This window comes from Rubripirellula lacrimiformis (assembly GCF_007741535.1).
GTDB lineage: Bacteria > Planctomycetota > Planctomycetia > Pirellulales > Pirellulaceae > Rubripirellula > Rubripirellula lacrimiformis.
Genome location: NZ_CP036525.1, coordinates 4641234 through 4661653, shown reverse-complemented (window position 1 = coordinate 4661653; position 20420 = coordinate 4641234). Strand labels below are relative to the sequence as shown.

Genomic DNA, 20420 nt, shown 5'->3' with positions numbered 1-20420 from the left:
TGACTAATTCATTCCAAACTCGTCCTCCTCTGTTTCAAGCTTTGCAAGTCGAGCGGCGTCCTTGCCAGAAAACGTCCAGAAGAGCCCAGGGTGAATGAGGAATTCACAGAAGGTCGATGTCGTCAGTCCGCCGAGGATGACAGTGGCAACTGGATACAGAATTTCACGGCCCGGTTCTTGACCACCCAGCACAAGCGGTATCAGTCCGATGCCTGCGGTTAACGCCGTCATCAAAACCGGTGCCAGTCGCTCAAGACTGCCTCGCATCACCATCTCCTGCGTAAATTCCTCGCCTTCCTCCTTCATCAGGTGGAAGTAGTGAGTGACCAACAGAATGCCGTTGCGAACCGCGATGCCGCCGAGGGAGATGAAACCGACAAGGCTTGCAACGGTGAGGCTTTGCTGCGTGATGACAAGTGCCATTACGCCACCGATGAACGCGGTTGGGAGCGCATTCAGGATTTGCAGCACGATCCGAATCGACGGAAACAAAACCAAGAGCACGATGAACATTCCGATTACCGAAACACCGGCGAGCACGATGATCAGTTGCGTCGCACGCTGTTGGCTCTCGAACTGTCCTCCATATTCAATAAAGTAGCCTGCCGGCATTTTGACTTGCTTGCCAATACGACTCTTAATGTCGTTCACGGCACCAGCCAAGTCGCGGCCTTCGGTATTGCAGCGAATGACAATCCGGCGTCGTGCGTTCTCGCGATTGATGGAGTTTGGACCGGTGCCGACGCCCACATCCGCGACCTCGCGCAGTTCGATCTGTCCCCGATCGGGTTGCCCCTCACGGTCAGGCAGGTCGATGCGTAGCCGATCCAGATTCGCGTAATCGGTGCGATACTCCTCCTCCAGCCGCACTAGCAAATCGAATCGACGTTGGCCTTCGAGGACTTGCGAGACGACTTCACCCTGCAACGCTGTTTGCAAAACGTCCGCGACGTATTCGCGAGTCAGTCCATGCAACGCCAAGTCGTCAGCGCGAAGAGAAATGTGCAATTCGGCTGTCTCTTGAATCGGCTCAACTACCGGCGGCGTGATTCCTGGTACGTCCTGGATCGTTCCTTTGACCTGTTCGGCAACTCGCTGCAGAACATCCAAGTCGTCGCCGTGAATCTTGATCGCGATCTGAGCGTAGACGCCCGAGATCATATGACTAATCAAGTGCGCCAGAGGCTGTTCGACCTCAATGTCTACTCCGGGTGCTTCGTCGCTGATTTTCTCCCGGAGTCTCGCGAGGATTTCTTCTCGCTCGGTCGGTGATTCGGGATTCATGCTGAGGATGTATTCGCCGAAGTTAACCGGCGACGCATGCTCGTCCATTTCTGCTCGACCGGTTCGACGAACGAAGTGCAAAATCTCGCCATCCGGATTTTCCTCTGTCTTTTGCATCGACTGAAAGACGGAATCAATCGCCCCTGAAACTTTGTTAGAAGCATCCAACGACGATCCAGGAGGCAAGGTCACGTTCACTTGAATGCTGCCTTCATCGAAAGGCGGCAAAAAGTTTCGACCCAGCATCGACATTTGCCATGCGGCCAAGGCAACGGCGAGCCAGGTCAAGATAAGCAGCGTTCGCGGCAACGCCATGCTGAGACGGATCAGATGGGTCATCATCGCTTTCAGTCCATGCAATAAGAACCCGTCGCCCTCGTGTTGGGTTGCACGCGAATTTGGCAGAAGATAGTAGGAAAGTACCGGTGTGACGGTCATCGACACGACGAAGGACGACAAGATTGACACGATGTAGGCGAAGCCCAGCGGCGTGAACAACCGACCTTCGACACCCGACAGTGCGAACAGCGGCATGAAGGAAAGGATCACGACCGCGGTTCCAAACACGATCGAGCTACGAATCTCTTTACTCGCCTCGAAAGTAACAACGATTGACGACTTCTGTTCGTCGGCCGGTAACAGGTTGTTCAGCTTGAGTCGACGAAAGATGTTTTCGACATCAACGATCGCGTCGTCGACGAGTTCGCCCATTGCAACGGCGATTCCACCTAGCGTCATGACGTTGATGGTCAGCTCTGTACCACTGATCCAACCCATCAAGCGGAATGTAAGCGCTGTCAGAACGAGCGAAAGCGGGATCGCGGTGAGCGTAATGAACGTCGTGCGAAAGTTCAGCAGGAACAGAAACAGCACGATGATGACGAGCACCGCACCGATGACGAGTGCCTCAGCAACATTGAAGATGCCTCGGTCGATAAAGTTTCTTAGCTGAAACAGTTCTGAGTTGACGATGATGTCCGCGGGTAATGATGCCTCGACCTCGACAAATGCCTCTGCGACCGCATCACTCAGATCGCGTGTATCAACGTGAGGTTGCTTGACCGTCGTGAACACGATTCCTGGCCGACCGTCGACGCTTCCATCACCACGCTTGAATTGCGGCCCTTCGGTGACGCGAGCGACTTGCCCCAATAAGACAGCTCGTTTGGGATGGTTTCCGACGGGGACTTTCTTCAAGTCTTCGATTACGACCCGTGATTCCGGTCCCAAGCGACCAAGAATACGAATTGGTCGCTCGGTCTCACCGGTGACCGCAAAGCCGCCGCTCGTGTTGATGTTGCTGGCTCGAAGCGCCTGTTCAACCTCTTGAACCGTGACGTCGTATTCGAGTAACGCGGTCGGATCAATCAGGATTTGGTACTGCTTGCGATCTCCGCCGAGCATGAACACTTCCGCGACACCGGTGACTTTCAACAGTCGTGGTCGAATGATCCAGTCCGCGACAGTCCGCAGTTCAAGTTGTTGTTTGGCTTCGCTAAAGAAATATCCGTCGTGTGACTTGCCGTTGATTTTGATCTCGGCAGTTCCGACGGGGACTTGGGAAGTCTGCGGATCCGCATTGGGATCATCATCCCACTGAATTTCCTGTGGCTGAACTTTCTTCCAAGTCGAAAAGTCATGCCGATCGCCTGGCGTCCAAACAATGATCTGAAACTTTTCGTTTTCGCCAATGACCATTTCGGCCATCATGTCGGTGTTGCCGAGCTGTGCGAGCCGTCCGCCGCTGGGACCGTTTTGCCGGTAAATTCCCGCGACAATGATCTGCCCCATGATCGAAGACGGTGGCGTCATCTGCGGACGAATTCCATCCGGCAAGACACCCTCCAACGTGGACAGTCTTTCTTGGACAGTTTGACGAGCAGCGCGAATTTCCGTCGACCAATCGAACTCGATGTAGATTACGTTCAAGCCCGCCGTCGATTGACTGCGAACCGCCTGGACGCCATTAGCACCCATCAGCGCAATCTCGATCGGCTGCGTCACCAGCGTCTCGACCTCTTCGGTCGCGAGTCCGGGAGCTTCGGTAATGATGACAACACGAGGGCGGTCGAGGTCGGGAAAGACGTCGATCGACATCTGAGTAGCCAGGAACGATCCGTAGACCAGCAGAAATAGGCTGACAACGACGACCAGCATGCGGTAACGGAGCGAAAACTTGATGATTGCATCGAGCATGGACGTATTTCCTTAGTGTGCCGCGTGAGTGGTGCCGTCGGCGTGAACATGCACACCGGGTTCTTTTCCGCTGGCCGACTGTGACTTCAGTACTCGATTGAGCGAGGCGGCTGAGTTTTGCGCTAGGTAGGCTCCGGCTGTGATGTTGCCATCGTTGGCGATCACAACCGAGCGTCGATCCTCGTGCACAACATGAACGGGAATCTGCTTGAACAAATCGCCGTTTTGCCGGAACACGTATGCCTCAGGCCCCTCTCGCACGACCGCCTCGGCGGGCAACACGAACACGTCATCGAACTTTTCCACCGGGACATGGATGCGAGCGCGTTGACCAGGCCGAAAACGCCAAACGAGAAATACCCGACCTTTGTCGCCATAGGATCGCGATTGGTTTGTTAGTGGGACAAAGAAGTCAAACGTCCGGCTGTTGGTGTCGATGGAGTTCGATAGATGACGAACGTTAAACGTCTGCTTTAGTTCAGGCCAACTGCCTGTTGCATCCTCGGCAAATTCAATTTCGATGGGACGTTTTTCTTGGGCGGCTTGTTCCAAGAACGTCGCCTCTCGCTTGAAGGCGTGACCGACGACGTACAGCATCTGGTGGTTCGATAAGTTGGCGAGCAACTGGCCCGCTTGAACCTGTTGCCCAAGTTCAACAGCCAACTCTTGAACCTCGTACGCGATCGGTTGGTCCTGTGCCAATTCGTTGACAAAATTGACCTGCTGAATTTCCTGAGGTGCCGGACGATTTGCGAACGCGTCGAAATCTCGCACGGGCGGAGCGACGACCTCGACGGTTGAAACGAACGTCCCGGATTCAATCTGTTGCACTTGCCCAGGCGTCAAACCTCGTGTCAACAACTCCTGGCGAGAGGCTTGGATCAACGTGTTTTGGCGACTAATTTCGCTCTGCAACTCGATCATCTTGGAACGCGAAACCGCACCTGTGTTGACCGCTCCAGACAACCGGTCGATCTCGGCTTGAACGATTGCGGTTTCCTGCCGAGCCTTAAACAACTGAGTCTGTGTGGCTTGCAAGTACTCGCTGAATAGACGCAGCGAGAACAGAGGCTCGCCTGGTCGCATCGTGTCGCCAGGGAACGCATGGATCGCAGTCACCACGCCCACAGCGGGCGACGTGACGCCACGATCGGATAGGCCCGGTCGGTCGTCGACTTCTCCAGGAATCACAACGGTCCGCCAGTACGATTGAGGCCGCGCGGCCTTGGCTACCAGCGAAAGATTCTTTCGAGCCTGTTCGCTGATTTCGAGGATGGTCTGCTTTTCGGCAGACTCTCCCGACGCATCGTCCTCCGACGCGGCAGTTGTTTCCTGCTGCGGAAACAACTGCTTGCGGAACGTCCACCCCGCAAATAATACGGCGACCACAATCGCTGGACCCACCAGCGATTTGGCAATCGAAACCAAACGATTCATCTAAACATTCCCTATAGAGAAAACCACGCAACGACCTGGGCGCAGCACCGAAACAAGCGCGCAGGCGCAAGCAATGGAGGAGCCTCAAATTGAAATTCACATTGAGAAGATCACCGATGCAGAAACACAGCGTCTAGAACGCCGAGAATCGGTGACGCGTGTCCGCTACAGCCGTAGAGAGGCTGTCAGAAGATAGATCGGTAGCGACGAATACCGCTGCGACGGAACCAAGAATTGCGGGCCAGACATGGGCCTACAACCGAAATGTTCCGGTACGTTGTACTGAACAACTGCGAAATGGTTCTGCTCTCCGCCAAAGCTCAGTCGATGATGCGATAGCGTTAAGTTAGCTAGATAGAAAGCATTGTCATCATGACCATTCAGACCGAAGATCGCGGCGATACCCTCATCCGCATCCGACACGCCTGAATCATCGCGATGGTCATCTGCCTCCATCTCAGGTTCCGCGTGCGAATGACCATGGTGATGGTCATGCTGTGCAAGATGAACATGGGGACGAGCGGCATGGTCGTCCGGTTTGTCTACGCCAGCCCCTGCATGCGAATGAGGCAAAGGTTGCCCCAGAATGAACATGGGAATTAGCAGTAGTGAGACCAAACGCTTCATAGATTCTCTTGGAGAGGGATTTCCGCTAACTCTACTCATAAGACGGTTGAGTGGATAGATCAGTTCATTTGCACCAGGTCACAACAGGCAAACGCAAGTCAATTCCTGGACTCCTGATTTCGGCGCAGATTGCTCCGCTCCATACGGCCTACTACGGCGCCGCGTTGATGCCTCTGTCGCGCTGACACATATATTGGCTCACACCCATTCTCCGCTCGAAGAAGTTTCGCTGCCGCCTGGTTCGTCTCCGGGCTCGGGCGTGCCGGGATGTCCGGGCGGCATGTTTTCGGGCCAAGAGAATCCGGGCGGCAGATAGTATGGGTGGTCGGGCGGTAGTCGCGGCCAAACGTGGCGCGGTGGCGGCACGAGTACTTCGGTTGAGCCTTCGGGTTCGGGCGGCCAGTCCCAATCCTCGGGCCACCACGGCGGGCGAGGCTCTTCGTCGGAACCGTTGTCATCAGTGCTTGATCCCTCGGGTGGATCGTTCGGAGGGCCACCACCGAGCCTAACGGCTTTGAAAAGGCTAACTCAGACCGTCAGTTGATGCAGTGAACTAGCCTTCCGTGAACGCCTAACTCGTTTCTGTGCCGGAACCGGCCATCCTGAGAATCTTGATGCCACCCCGGATAACGACGCCAGCGATCAGGATTCCGATGACGAGATCGGGAATTTGCGAGCCAGTGAGTTTGACGATCAGGCCCGAGACGATGACGCCAATGTTGGCGATCACGTCGTTCGCCGAGAAGATATAGGATGCTCGGAAGTTGACATCACCGCCTTTGTGTTTGGCGATCAGCCACAGGCAAAAAGAATTGGCGATCAAAGCAATGAAGCCCATCGCCATCATCGCAACGCCGATCGGTTCCCCGCCACCGATGAAGCGGCGAACCGCTTCGATCAATACACCGAAGCCGAGAGCCAGTTGCAATACGCCACTGGCAGTCGCGGCATTGCGACGGATGTTGGCGGCACGACCGACGGCGTACAGACTGATTGCGTAGACACTGGCGTCGGCCAGCATGTCGAGTGAGTCCGCGATCAGGCCCGTCGAACTGGCAAGCACGCCAGCGATAATCTCGACGACAAACATTGCAGCGTTGATTGCCAGCACCACGCGCAGCGTCCTTCGCTGTGCGTCGCCTTCTGCTTCCAATTCGCATCCGCAGTCAGTCATGCTTATCCCTGGGGCTCGTGTCGTCTTCTGCTTCGATTGACGAACTGAGAAACGGCGAAAGAGCTTCTATTAGCTCGCCTTCAGTTTTTTCACCACTCAAACGATCGACTTCTTCGCCATTCCGAAAGATCAGCAGCGTCGGATAGCGGTCGATACCATACTTTTCTTTGATGAATGGGTTTTCGTCGATATTGAGTTCCGCGACCTTGGCTTGACCAGTCAGTTCTTCAGTGACCAGTCGCAACGTTGGTTTCATTTCGATGCACGGCCCGCACCATGGTGCCCACATATCGACCAATACAGGAAGATCCGACTCGATCACCTCCGTTTGGAAATTCGCATCGGTCAACTGGACAGGTTTGATGCCATCCGCTTGTGCATCATCCAATGGATTTTCTGCAACGCGAGAGCCGCATCCCATTTGGAGAACCGCAAACACAGTTAGCAGCGCTATTGAGAGCTTGGCAGACCAGATCATTTAAGTCGTTCCCGAATTGATAGTTTGGCGTAACGCTAAGGCGGCGCGATCTGACCGCTTAGTCAGAAACGGACGACGCCTCAGCCACTACGCCGGGCAGTTCTACTCCTCCGGTTGCGGTGGCTTTTGACCCGTTTTGGCTTCGTATCGCATTGCGAATTTGTCGAATCGTGCAGGACTGCAAATGAAGCACTGCGATTCTGGTCGATCGTGCTCGTCGCACCAATCTCCATCCTCCTTGAACTTCGACACCAGCGACTTGTCGCAGAGCGCACATTCTTCCTCAGGCACACCATGTTCGACGCACCACCAACCACCGTGGCTGTGATCGACGTTGGTTGCCGCGACGGGATCTGCTGCACCGTCGCCTGTGACTTGGTCTTTATTGCATCCGCTCAATCCGATCGCCATGGCGGCGATGGTTGCGAGCGAGATGCCTTTGAAGCTAGTCATCCAATTCATCATCGTCATCGTAAAATTCTCCTTCGGCATGGCCGAACTAAAGTTAGACCGATGCCGTTTCAGACGCGCGCCTGATATCCGGGTCAATCGGTTCATGGGGTTCAAGACGATGACCGTCATCGTCTCCGTCGTCGTCATCACCTGCATCAGCATCACTGCGCAGTTTTTCCATCGGCGTGTTGAACACGACGTAGAGCACTCGAAGCACGAGCAAACTCATCACCATCGCGCTGCACACGCCGCCAATGACCACCGTTGCCAGTGGTCGTTGCACTTCGGCGCCCATCCCGGTGCTGAATGCCATCGGGACGAATCCAAGACTCGCCACGAGCGTCGTCATCAAGATTGGACGCAATCGTGTCATCGCGGCCTCTTCGACCGCTTCGTCAAGTGATCGCCCTTTTCGCCGCAGTTGTCGAATCGTTGATACAAGAAGCATGTCATCGAGCACCGCGACTCCGGACAATGCGATGAATCCAACCGCTGCCGAAATCGAAAACGGCATGTCGCGAATCCACAACGCCAGAATCCCGCCAATCCACGCGAATGGAACGCCTGTAAAGACTCGGAACGAGTCAACCCAGTTGCGATACGTCATGTAAAGCAGCGAGAGAATCATCAGGAGTGCAATTGGCACCACGATCATTAGGCGGGTTTGAGCCCGTTGTAGATTCTCGAATTGCCCACCCCATTCGATGCGGTAGCGTCCGGCGGGCAATTGCACCTTTTCAGCAACCACACGTTGAGCTTCGGCAACAAAGCTGCCCAAGTCGCGACCACGGACATTCGATTCAATCGTAATGCGACGTTGGTACCAGTCTCGCTTGATCGTGTTCCAACCTTCCACGGTTTCGATCGTGGCCAGTCGGGAAAGCGGGATACGTTCGCCAGATGGCGTGGCAACTAAGATTTGCTTGATGGCCTCCGGATTAGCGCGAGCTTCTTCGGGCAGTCGGATGATCAGTGGAAACCGCAATTGGCCTTCGTAGACTTCGCCGACGTTATGCGTGCCCAAAGAGCGGACAAGATTCATGACCGTGCTGGCGGGGACTCCGTAGCGAGCGATCTGGTCTTGGTTGATGCGAATTTGCAGAACCGGCTGGCCAGAAACCTGTTCGACTTTCACGTCTTCCGAACCGGGAATCGAGTTGAGTGCCCGCTCAATTTCTTCGGCTTTCTCCACCATCACGTTCAAGTCATCGCCGTAAAGAATCGCGGCGACATCCGAGCGTACACCGGAGATCATTTCGTTCATTCGCATTTCAATCGGCTGCGACATCGCCAATCGCGGACCGGGTAGATCACGCAGCTCTTCCTGCACCTTGATCACCAATTCATCCTGCGTCTCGGCGCGCGTCCATTTCTCACGTGGATGCAGCGTCAGAAACAAGTCGGTCAACTCCGTACCCATTGGGTCGGTCGCCACCTCCGCGATTCCGATGCGACTCCAGACCTGTGCGACTTCATCCGGAAACTTTTCCAGAATGACCTGTTCCATTTTCGTGTTGTAACGCATGGATTCTTCCAGCGTCGTCCCCGCCAGTCGCACCACGTTGATTGTGATAGCACCTTCAGAAAGTCGTGGGACGAACTCGCTGCCGAGATTCGGAGCGACGAGGCCAAAAACGGTTACAAGTAACAACAAGGCCGATCCGATAATGAACGTCTTGTGGTGCATCGTGAACCGCAACACCGGCGCGTAGAGGCGTTTTAACACGCGAATCAGTAGCGGCTCGGTTTCCTTGATGTTCTTGGGAAGGAACAGACTCGCCAACACGGGCATCAGTGTCAGTGAAAGAACCATCGACCCGGCAAGAGCCATAATCACGGTCATTGCCATCGGTCGGAACAGCTTGCCCTCGATTCCTTCAAGCGTCAGGATCGGCAAGTAGACGATCATGATGATCAGTTCGCCAAACATGGTCGGCTTGCGAACCTCAACCGCCGCATCGCGAATGATCTGCAAGCGACTGCGACCGTCCGACTTGTGCGCCAAGCAACGAACGCAGTTCTCGATCATCACGACTGAACTATCGACGACCAACCCGAAGTCGATGGCACCGAGGCTAAGCAAGCTGGCAGCAATGCCGAACTTCAGCATTCCTGAGAACGCGAACAGCATCGACAGCGGAATTGCGAGCGCCACAATGATTCCGGCTCGCAGATTTCCCAGGAAAATGAACAACACTGCAACGACCAGCAAACCGCCCTCGAACAGATTCTTCTGAACCGTGTGAATGACATGGTCAATTAGCTCGGTACGGTCATAGACCGTTTGAATCTTGACGCCAGCAGGGAGCGATTCCTGAATACCTTCGATCTTTTCTTTGATGGCCCAAGTGACGTCGTGGCTGTTTTCGCCCATCAGCATGAAGCCCAACCCCAACACCGCTTCACCGCGACCGTTTGCCGTGACCGCGCCCCGCCGAATCTCATGCCCAATCATCACATCGGCGACGTCGCGAATGCGAACTGGCACGCCATCCTTGGAAGTGATGACGATGTCTTCGATTTCCTTGATATTGACCGTTCGGCCAATTCCATGCACCAGCAGCATTTCGCTGCCGTCAGTGACCGTACCGCCGCCGACATTCTCGTTGTTCGTTTCAATTGCATCAGATACTTGCTCGAAGGTCAGGCCGTACTTGAACAGCCCTTCGGGATCGAGACGAATCTGATACTGCTTCTCGTACCCGCCCCAACTGTTCACTTCGGCCACACCTCGAACCGATCGCAACTGTGGCTTGACCACCCAGTCATGAATTGTTCTCAACTCGGTCATGCGTTTGACACGCTCGGCCTGAGAGGCTTCCGAGAAGTCAACACCGTCGTAAACCAGAACGTAGTGAAAAACCTCGCCCAAACCGGTCGAGACCGGACCCATCTGCGGTCGGCTGATACCGTCGGGTAGCTCGACGGTGGACAACCGTTCGTTAATCAACTGACGAGCAAAATAGATGTCGATGCCATCATCAAAAATGACCACGACCTGTGACAGACCGAACTTGGAGATCGAACGTAGTTCGTGGAGTCCCGGCAATCCGCTGATTGCCTGCTCGACGGGAAAGGTGATCTGCCGTTCGATTTCCTCAGACGCCAATGACGGGGCGACCGTGTTGATCTGAATTTGAACCGGAGTGGTGTCCGGGAATGCGTCGATATCGAGCCGCTGGAGTGAGAACACGCCTACAACCGCGAACAACGCCGCCGTTAGTATCACGAGCGCGCGATGGCGCAGTGATGCGTCGATTAGCCAATTTAGCATCCGTGCTCTCCTTTATTCTGCGACGCAGTCGCAGCCTGCACCAAGATTGTTTTTTAGTAACTGCGCTCGCAGCACGTCACTGCCCGCTGCGGCGATCACTTCACCGGGAAGCACACCAGAAATGACTTCCGTGAATTCCCCGTTCGTTGCACCCAAGCGTACCGAACGGACGTGAAAGACTTTGAAACTGTCGGGACTGTCGAAGTAATGTTTGTCACGCACGAAAACAACTTGGCAGCAACCCTCCCAGTGTGACGATCCGTTGGGAATCACGATGGCGTCTGACTCTTCCCTCAATATGATTTGGCCCGTACCGAACGTTTCGCTTCGTAACTTGCCGTCAACGTTCGGCAGCATTGCTCGCACCTGCACCATCCGCGTTTGCGAGTCCGCCGCCGTGCTGATCCAGTTCAACTTGCCTTCCACTTCATAGCGACTGCCATCAGCTTGAAAGCGAATTGGTTGCCCGACAGCAAGCTGATCCATGTTCTCTAGTGGAACATTGAGTGTGAGCCACATCTGGCTGGTGTTCGCGACTTCAAACAGAATGCGAGTCGGGTCAACGACTTCACCCGGAGCAACATGCCGTTGCGTCACGAAGCCTTCGATCGGCGAAACGATCGGGATTAAGTTCGACGTGATTGTCTTACTGTTAAGTTGGGCGAGAATCTCATCGGGAATTCCCAGCAAACGCAGATTGTCGAGGACTTGCCGCTCAGACAAGCCTCGCAGCGATTCGGTTTCAATCGGCAATCCAAGATTTCGCAACGACTGTTCAGCGGACAACACATCCGCTTGAGCTTTGGACAGGGCAGCTTCAGCATCGAGAATCCGCGACCCCGCAATTGCACTTCGAGCTTGATTAAGCCGCGAGACGTTTTGTCGTTGCAGGTTTTCTTCGGCCAACGCCCGCAGTAGATTCGTTTTTAGATCACCGACTTGTGCCGCATCCACGACGGCGAGAACTTCTCCTTTGGTGACCAAATCGCCAACGCCCTTGGTTACCAACCAAACGCTTCCGGGAACTCGCGATGCCAAGCTCGCTTGCTTCGTGGGGTCGTAAACAATCTCCCCGCTGCCGGTGATCGCTTCGACAATCGGAGCACGTTCAATCAATTCCACATCAACGCCAGCCTGCTTCACTGACTCAATAGAAGCGAACTGAATCCGGGTCTGGTAAATCTTACAGGCACTGTTGTTCTCTTTTCGCGGAGCCACGGCCAAAGCGCGAGCGGCTCGCTCAAGATCGCTTGGCAATATCGACGGCGTCTCCTTTATCTGTGCTACATCGGGATGATCAAGCACGCAGTTGTGAACGCCATGTACCTCGCACCAACCGTAGTCGGGGCCTTTGGGCATCAGGGTGGGATCACACTCGACGCAGTTCGACTCCGGCACGGCGTGTTCTTCACACCAATCGTCGGCGACCGTCTCAACACTCCCAGTCAAAGCGGCGAACTTAGGAATTCGCCAATCGTTGTGGTGCCCGTAGTAGAAGACGGCGGCAAAGCCGATCAGAACCAACGTCGGCCCGATGCTACCAAGGGCAAGCGAGACAAATCGCCGGATCGGGCCACCCTTTTTGGTTTGCGTTTCGATCTCGGGAGTACGCACGGCCCGTCCGTTGGCCGAAGTTTCGGCGGAGGCGGGACGCGGATTTTTCTCCGGCGCATTGACGACTGACTGACTCATTGCAGAACTCCTGCTGGGATGGACGGGACAAGCGCGAACCGCAAAGATGCAATTCGAGCACTCAACCAACGGGCAAAGGCCGACCAGAAATGAACTCGAACGCGGTGTCGCAACATGCGTCGAGCGCAATCGCGATCACAAACCGATTTCGAGGGTCAACCAACGTGGGCCAGCAGTGGCCTACAGCAATAGAGAGGCGTAAACGAGACGCACGTCTCGCCCGCTTTGAAGATCAAACCGTTGCGGATGTCGTTCTTCGCAGCGTTTGGCAAGCAGTTTGGACAGGTCCAGCGTTTCCAGACACAGCGGAGTCCAATCTAACAACAGCAGGAAGTCCGCCGACGCAGTGCGGGAATTCGACTCCGGCGTTACCTGACAAACGCAGCCCGTGTCGCAGGGGCAAGGGTTGTCACACGGGGCATTTCCCGGTGGCAACTGACTATCATCGCATGGAGTCGATTGTTCGTGTCCACAGTGACAACCACCAACTTGGTCCACTCCTGCTGCCGACGCAACATCCCCACCCGCCGCACAAAATACGGGGCATGCAATCACACGCAGTGTGATGAACGAGATGAACAGAAGACGAAACATCAAAAGGATGGGCAACCTGTAGATTGAGAGAACTCTAGTGCATTAGTATAGGTTGGGAGAGCGTTTGCGGCAAGGTAAGTTCGACTACGGCTACAATTTGCATGAAAAGTGTCTAAGCGTCCTTTACGAACCGTTCGTCTTTAATTCCGAGTCGCAGCTTCCATTCCATCGCACTGCAATACAGCACTGGCACGACCAGCATGGTCATGATCTCGATGGTCATGCCACCGAAGCTGGGAATGGCCATTGGCACCATGATGTCGCTGCCTCGGCCGGTGGAGGTGAGGATCGGGATCAATGCGAGCAGCGTGGTTGCCGTGGTCATCAAGCACGGACGAACGCGTCTCATGCCGGCGGTGATCGTGGCTTCGCGTGCGTGCTGGGCGTTCTCGATGTGGTCCTTGCGAAAACTCTCGTCCAAGTACGATGCGATCATCACACCGTCGTCGCTGGCGATGCCGAACAGAGCAAGGAACCCGACCCAGACCGCGACGCTGAGGTTGATTGTCTTGACCTGAAACAGTTCTCGCATGTTGGTGCCGAGCAGGCTGAAGTCGAGGAACCAGTCGGTGCCGTACAACCAAAGCATGATGAAGCCACCGGCCCACGCGATCAGGATGCCGCTAAAGACCAACGACGTTGTGATGGCCGATTTAAATTGCAGATACAGGATCAAGAAAATGATCCCGAGAGCCAGCGGCAACACGATCGACAGTGTCTTCTGGGATCGAATTTGGTTTTCGTAGTTTCCCGCGAACGTGTAGGTCACGCCGGCAGGGAGCGTGAACTCGCCCGAGTCGATCTTGGATTGCAGGAACGCTTGGGCGTCTTCGACGACATCAACTTCGGCCTCTCCGGGCAGCTTGTCGAACAACACGTAACCCAACAAAAACGTGTCCTCGCTCTTGATGACCTGTGGGCCGCGGGTGTAGCGGATGTCGGCGAGTTGCCCGAGCGGAATCTGTGGTCCCATAGGCGTTGGGACAAGGATTCGTTCGAGCGATTCCAGGTCGTCTCGCAACTCGCGAGCGTATCGCACTCGAACGGGGAATCGTTCGCGGCCTTCGACGGTCGTCGTGATCTGTCGGCCTCCGATCGCGACTTCGATCACGTCCTGAACGCTGCGAATGTGCAGCCCGTATCGTTTGATCGCATCACGGTCGATGTCGATTTCTAAGTACGGCTTTCCAACGATGCGATCGGCGATTACGGCGGATGCTTGGACAGTCGGAACTTGTTTCAGTAGCGATTCCAATTCCAACGCAACTCGCTCGATCGTTTCCAGGTCCGGGCCTTTGACCTTCATTCCCATCGGAGCACGCATACCGCTTTGCAGCATCACGATCCGAGCGGCGATCGGTTGCAGTTTCGGGGCGGAAGTGGTGCCGGGAATGTCGGCCGCCGCCGTGATTTCTTGCCAAATGTCGTCGGGCGATTGAATTTCGTCACGCCATTGTCGGAACGGACGACCATTGGAGTCGGGAATCAGCATTCCCGATTCATCACGGACGAACTCGCCGGCTTTCTCGTCATAGCGGAAGTTCAGCCGATGGCCGTCTTCATCCGATTTGTATTCGGACTTGTAGGTGATGTAGGTCTCGATCATCGACACCGGAGCGGGATCGAGTGGTGTGTCGGCGCGGCCGATCTTGCCCACCACCGATTCGACCTCGGGGATCGAAACAAGCAATTGATTCTGCAACTGCAACACATCCATCGCTTCGCCGATCGAAGCGTGCGGCATCGTTGTTGGCATGTAGAGGAACGAGCCTTCATCGAGCGGCGGCATGAACTCTTTGCCCAGTCCCGGCAGGACGTTCGTTGCCGCTCGCCATGGTCGCGAATTTCTGACGGATGTTTCGGAAATGCCAATCAGCGATAGCGTTTTGGGTACGACGCCGAACACTTTGTCGAACCCGAGCCACGCGGATCCACCGAAAAGCAAGATCGCTGTTGGCAGCGTCAAGAACGCGAGCTTGTGATTCAAACACCAGCGTAGGATCGGTTCGTACAGAAACCGTTGGAACAGCGTGAAGAATCCGAGAATGCCGCCAATCAAGCCGCCCACGAAAAGCAGGTTCAGCAGCAAGCCTTTCTGCGGACCAAGTGGCAACCACTCCTGCGTCAGCAGCACACCCACGACCAACGCGGCAACGGCACTGGCCCCGTAAGGTCCATATCGCTGGAACCGTTCGGGGATGCGTTCTTCCCACAACTTGTAGGCGGACAATCCGATCAAGATTGCTCCCACCCACCAAGTCAACAGCATCGACGCAGCAATGCCGAGGATCAGCAGCGCAAACCAAGCTCCCCTGCGCAGGCTCTTTGATTCGATTCGGCCGCCCATCAAGATATGAGCCGCCGGCGGAATGATGGTCAACGCGACAATCACTGACGCGGCTAATGCAAACGTCTTGGTGAACGCCAACGGACGAAACAGTTTCCCTTCCGCACCAATCATCGTGAAAACGGGCAAGAAGCTGACAACGGTCGTCGTCACGGCTGTCAGTACCGCACCGGCGACTTCGTGAGCCGCTTTGAAAATCACCGTCAGCTTGTCATCTTCTGGCGCAGCCTCATCCAAGTATTTGAGAATGTTCTCTGTGAGGATGATCCCCATGTCGACCATCGTGCCGATCGCGATCGCGATGCCCGACAGTGCAACGATGTTGGCATCGACCCCGAATGTTTTCATCGCGATGAAGCACATCAGCACGGCGAGCGGCAGCAGCGCACTGATCAGAAACGAACTACGCAAGTGAACAACCATCACCAAGATCACGATGATGGTGACCAAGATTTCTTCGACGAGCGCCGTGTTCAGCGTTCCAAGCGTTTCGTAGATCAATCCGGTGCGATCGTAGAACGGCACGACAGCAACTTGGCTGGTTGTGATCCACGCGGGCCATTTGTCCTGCGACATGCCGCGAAGATGCTTCACCCAAGCGTCGCTGCTGGTCGTTGCTCCGGTGATGGATTCAAGACCGTTGCGTTCCGCGTACAGGTCAACTTCGTCGGCGGTCGTTTTCTGGTAGTCGACCAACACCTTCGTCGGCAGGCCGGGCGATACCTCTTGGATTCGTTGTTTGATGTTCTTAATTGCCGCCAGCGGGTTGTACCCGTAACGCACCACTGCGACACCGCCGACGGCTTCCGCGCCGGCCTTGTCCAACGCACCACGCCGAAGTGCCGGCCCGAGCGACACGTTCGCCACGTCGGCGACTGTGATCGGAACATTGTCCGTTACCTTCACGACCGTCTTTTCGATGTCTTCTATATTCTCGATGAAGCCAAGACCGCGGATCACGTATTCAGCTTTGTTTAGCTCGATCGTTCGAGCACCCACGTCCACATTCGTCATGCGAATCGACTCGAACACGCCTGCCAACGTAACGCCGGCGGCCCGCATCGCATCGGGATCGACGTCAATTTGGTACTCCTGAACGAAGCCGCCAATCGACGCCACTTCGCTGATGCCTTCAGCCGACGTCAACGAATAGCGAACGTAGTAATCCTGGATCGTTCGCAACTCACGCAAATCCCAACCGCCGGTCGGATTGCCATCGGGATCGCGGCCTTCGAGCGTGTAGAGAAAGATCTGCCCAAGTGCCGTGGCGTCCGGTCCGAGCGTCGGTTGCACACTATCGGGCAACGTGCCGGCTGGAAGACTGTTCAGCTTTTCCAGCACACGAGTTCGCGACCAATAAAAGTCAGCGTCTTCGCCGAAGATGATGTAGATCGACGAAAAGCCGAACATCGAGTAGCTGCGGATCGTCTTGACCTCGGGGATGCCCAGCAACGCGACCGTCAACGGATAACCGATCTGGTCCTCGACGTCTTGCGGGCTGCGGCCCATCCATTGCGTGAACACAATTTGCTGGTTTTCGCCGATGTCTGGAATCGCATCGACGGGAACCGGATCGCGGGGAAGATCGCCAACGCTCCAATCGAACGGAGCGACCATGACGCCCCAAGTGAGCGTCGCGAGGACCAACAGCAACACAACCAGCTTGTTGGTTAGGCAGAACCAAATCAGCCGACCAAGGATGGAGCGTTTAGCAGTTTCAATTGAATCATCGTTGTTAGTCATGTTGCGTTGTTTGGCCTACAGCTTTTCGACTTTGTCGGCACACTTCAGCATCGACCCGCCGTAGTACGGATTGCGAACCGCGTCGTCGGATTGAAGCCACGACGCACCGCGACCCTCGAAGGCCATCGGACAATGAAGCTCGTAAAGTGATTGGTCGGTCGGCAGTCCGAACATTCGCTCGAGACTCAACATCTGCTCGGACAGTAAAGCGAACCCGCTACGCAAAGCGGCGAGATTGTTCGCCTCCTGCAATCTTGCAACGATCTCGGACAAGTCGCGTTTCTCTTTGCTCCACACTTCGACCGCTTTGGCTTCGGAGACGATCGGCAGCAAGCCCGCCAATCGCTGATGCAACGGCTCGACCGCTCGTTTCGCGGCTTCCAGATCGTCTGTCGCGAGTGCTTGACTAAGTTGCAAGTAGGGAGTGACAAAGCCACTGAGTTGCTCAACGACTTCAGGCGGAGCATCCATGTTCGCCATCGCTGGCATCTGCATTTCGTCGTGAGACATCGGCAACGGGAACTGAGCCTTCATTTGATCGACGTGCTGGCGAGTCAACGTGAACACCCGATCGGCTTCACGCATGGAATTTATCTCACGGCCTTCGGTGACATCGTTCCGCAATAACATCGCGACCTCGAACCACTGCGGTCGCATCGGAGGACCGATCAAGTCCGCCGGCACCGCCTCGACGGCTTTCCCCAGTCGGTCGTAGCCGGCGCGAATCTCTGCGAGATTTGCTGCTTCGACCTTTTCCTGAATCGTTTTGTATTGCTCAACAATGCCCTGCATCGAATCACGCACCGCTGGCAGCAACTTCATCGGACTCGCGTTCATCGTGACACCTTCGTCCGCCTTTGGCATTTCCATGCCGCCGTGGTTGTGCCCACCGCCGCCACCACCTTGAGGTGTCATCATCGAAGGCTTCGCGGAAATCTGCAGTGCACTGTCGAGCTTGAAGTTTCCGTTGGTCACAACGAGGTCGCCTTCATTGAGACCAGCCTTCACCAGATAGAAATCACCTGCTCGCGGACCGATCACAATCTCGCGACCTTCATAAGTCGGCTTGTCAGCGTCGGGAATCTGGACGTACACAATCGCTCGCGTTCCCGTCAGCAACACAGCCTTCACCGGCACGATCAAGGGTTTTGCGGCACTCGTTGGCTCCGCTGTGACATAGCCAAGCGATTCCGCTCGCACCAACGGCATGCCGCAAATGTCACAATCGCCCGGTTGGTCTTTTATGATTTCCGGGTGCATCGGGCTGATCCACTTTCCCGCCAGCGAAGCATTCAGCACTCGGCCACCTGCCGCGATGTCGCTCTGCACGATCGCTCGCACGAACATTTCCGGTTTCAAGCGACGATCCTCGTTCGGCACGTTGACTCGCACTTTCACTGTTCGAGTGTCTTCGTTCAGCACCGGGTCAATGAACGCGATTCGGCCGCGGAACACTTCGCCTGGATACGCTTCCGTCGTGAACTCGACGTCTTGCCCGTATCGCAACCAAGCAAGGTCCGATTCGTAAGCATCCATTTGAACCCACAAGTGATTCAAGTCGGCAACAGTGTAGATGCGGTCGCCTGTTTGAACGCGGTCGCCTTCTTGCTTGTTCTTCGCAACCACCACGCCGCCAGCGGGCGAGTAGATCGTGACCGTTTCGGAGGACTTGCCGCGTTGTTCGATCGTTTGAATCTGCTCCGTCGTCAAACCAAGCAATCGAAGTTTCTCACGAGCAGACTCGGCAAGATCGAGCGGTTCGATGAAGCGTGAGGAACTCGGCGGCCGATCACGCTTGGTCACCGCAAGCAGTTCTTCTTGTGCGGTGTAGAGTGACTCGCTGTAGATTTGCACCATGTGATCGCCCTTATTGACTTCGACGCCCGTAAAGTCAACGAACATGCGTTCCAGTCGTCCAGGCACCCAAGCGGTGATATGAGCGAGTCGCGTTTCGTCATACTCGATCTTGCCCACCATGCGAACTTCGGCCGTAACGTATTGCCGACGCACGGGACTGACTTGCACATTCATCAAGCTCTTGATCTCGGAGCTGATCGAAACAGTACGAACACCGTCGGCCGATTCTCTGACCGGAACCAAGTCCATCCCGCAGATCGGGCAACTGCCTGGACCGTCGCGACGTATTTGAGGGTGCATCGAGCAAGTCCAAATCGACGGCTTACTTTGCATTGCCTCCGAATTCGACGTAGCGGAACTCGCGGACACTTTCGGCTCATCCGAGCCGCCGCCAAACCAAGAAGCGACGAAGACACCAAGCAGCACAAACGCCGCCGCTTGTGCAATCCAGAGTTTCCCGCGGTGTTGTTTGAAGAATTCGTTCATGAGTTCGCTTTAGGATTTGTCCAACCAGGTCACCAGCTTCGCCACTTCCTCTTGGTCGCGAACGCCAACGGCTGTGACGCTTCGAGTGCCTTGCTTCCAAGTTGCCGCGATGCTGGAATCGAGATCGACGAGGCAGCAATCTTTGTCGCCACACGTTGCCATGCTCTGGCGGCGATCGCCAAACCAAGCCGTCTCTTCGTCGTCGTGTTCAAACAGAACCAGCGTCGACCCGTCGCTTCGTTTGCAAACTGCCTTCACACAAGTGCAGCAAGGCATCTTCAACACGCTGGTCGACGCCAACGAATAGCCCTCGGGCAATCCATTCGAGACGATCGGGCGATAGCCGACCAGCTTTACGGCTCCGTCCGCGTCGACTTTTTCACCGTCGTACTTGGTAAGCAGCATCTGTTCCGCTCCGTCTGGATCGCTGGGCAATTTCTGCAAATAGTCGTCCATCACGCCAGCGAACTCGGCCATGTGTTCGGCCGACATCGCTTCTTCGCCATCGTGCGAATGCCCGTCGCTGCCGTGCATCGCCATCGCACCACCGCCGGCCATGTTGTGATTGTTGCCGCCGCCGTACCACAGCCCTGCACCCAACAGAACCAAAACGGACGCCGCCATCGACACCAGCCCTGCACCATACGGCGACTCGCGAACCCAAACGCTAAACCGTCGCGACAGTGTCACCGGCTCAGCGGCCGTCGGAAGTTCACACTCAATCCGCTGCCACAAATCAGACGGCTTTGCTGGGATGGGCGTTTGAGCGAAATCCGAC

12 protein-coding genes are annotated in these 20420 nt (G+C 55.6%); all 12 read right to left on the bottom strand.

What is annotated here, in order from left to right; translation table 11 throughout:
* Window positions 1-3: 3 nt before the first annotated feature.
* The 12 genes from K227x_RS16300 to K227x_RS16245 all read right to left on the bottom strand — a co-directional run bounded on the left by K227x_RS16300 (window position 4) and on the right by K227x_RS16245 (window position 20332).
* Entirely contained in the window at window positions 4-3480 is a 3477-nt protein-coding gene (locus K227x_RS16300; RefSeq protein ID WP_145171071.1) for an efflux RND transporter permease subunit, read from the bottom strand.
* 12 nt (window positions 3481-3492) lie between these two features.
* Window positions 3493-4917, bottom strand: a complete 1425-nt coding sequence (locus K227x_RS16295) for an efflux RND transporter periplasmic adaptor subunit (RefSeq protein ID WP_145171069.1) — start codon at window positions 4915-4917, stop codon at window positions 3493-3495.
* Between the two features lie 165 nt (window positions 4918-5082).
* The gene (locus tag K227x_RS16290) at window positions 5083-5511 is read right to left on the bottom strand and encodes a hypothetical protein (RefSeq protein ID WP_246145852.1); all 429 of its coding nucleotides are present in this window, start codon (window positions 5509-5511) and stop codon (window positions 5083-5085) included.
* Window positions 5512-6115: 604 nt separating this feature from the next.
* Window positions 6116-6718 carry a cation diffusion facilitator family transporter gene (locus tag K227x_RS16285; RefSeq protein ID WP_145171065.1) on the bottom strand — a complete coding sequence of 201 codons (603 nt, stop codon included), beginning with the start codon at window positions 6716-6718 and terminating at the stop codon, window positions 6116-6118.
* Window positions 6711-7196 (bottom strand): thioredoxin family protein, encoded by a 486-nt coding sequence (locus K227x_RS16280; RefSeq protein WP_246145851.1) that lies wholly within the window; start codon window positions 7194-7196, stop codon window positions 6711-6713. The genes K227x_RS16285 and K227x_RS16280 overlap by 8 nt, the downstream gene beginning before the upstream one ends.
* Before the next feature lie 102 nt (window positions 7197-7298).
* Window positions 7299-7658, bottom strand: a complete 360-nt coding sequence (locus K227x_RS16275) for an RND transporter (protein ID WP_145177979.1) — start codon at window positions 7656-7658, stop codon at window positions 7299-7301.
* Window positions 7659-7701: 43 nt separating this feature from the next.
* A complete protein-coding gene (locus tag K227x_RS16270; RefSeq protein ID WP_145171064.1) occupies window positions 7702-10923 on the bottom strand; it encodes an efflux RND transporter permease subunit in 3222 nt (1073 codons plus the stop codon).
* A 12-nt stretch (window positions 10924-10935) separates the two neighbouring features.
* The gene (locus K227x_RS16265) at window positions 10936-12615 is read right to left on the bottom strand and encodes an efflux RND transporter periplasmic adaptor subunit (protein ID WP_145171062.1); all 1680 of its coding nucleotides are present in this window, start codon (window positions 12613-12615) and stop codon (window positions 10936-10938) included.
* Between the two features lie 180 nt (window positions 12616-12795).
* Window positions 12796-13212 carry a hypothetical protein gene (locus tag K227x_RS31215; RefSeq protein WP_246145850.1) on the bottom strand — a complete coding sequence of 139 codons (417 nt, stop codon included), beginning with the start codon at window positions 13210-13212 and terminating at the stop codon, window positions 12796-12798.
* Between the two features lie 109 nt (window positions 13213-13321).
* Window positions 13322-17299: an efflux RND transporter permease subunit gene (locus K227x_RS16255; RefSeq protein ID WP_145171060.1), complete on the bottom strand. Its 3978-nt coding sequence runs from the start codon at window positions 17297-17299 to the stop codon at window positions 13322-13324.
* Between the two features lie 15 nt (window positions 17300-17314).
* Window positions 17315-19456, bottom strand: a complete 2142-nt coding sequence (locus tag K227x_RS16250) for an efflux RND transporter periplasmic adaptor subunit (protein ID WP_246145849.1) — start codon at window positions 19454-19456, stop codon at window positions 17315-17317.
* A gap of 195 nt (window positions 19457-19651) precedes the next feature.
* On the bottom strand, window positions 19652-20332 hold the full coding sequence (locus tag K227x_RS16245; protein ID WP_246146906.1) for a hypothetical protein: 681 nt from the start codon (window positions 20330-20332) through the stop codon (window positions 19652-19654).
* Window positions 20333-20420: the final 88 nt, after the last annotated feature.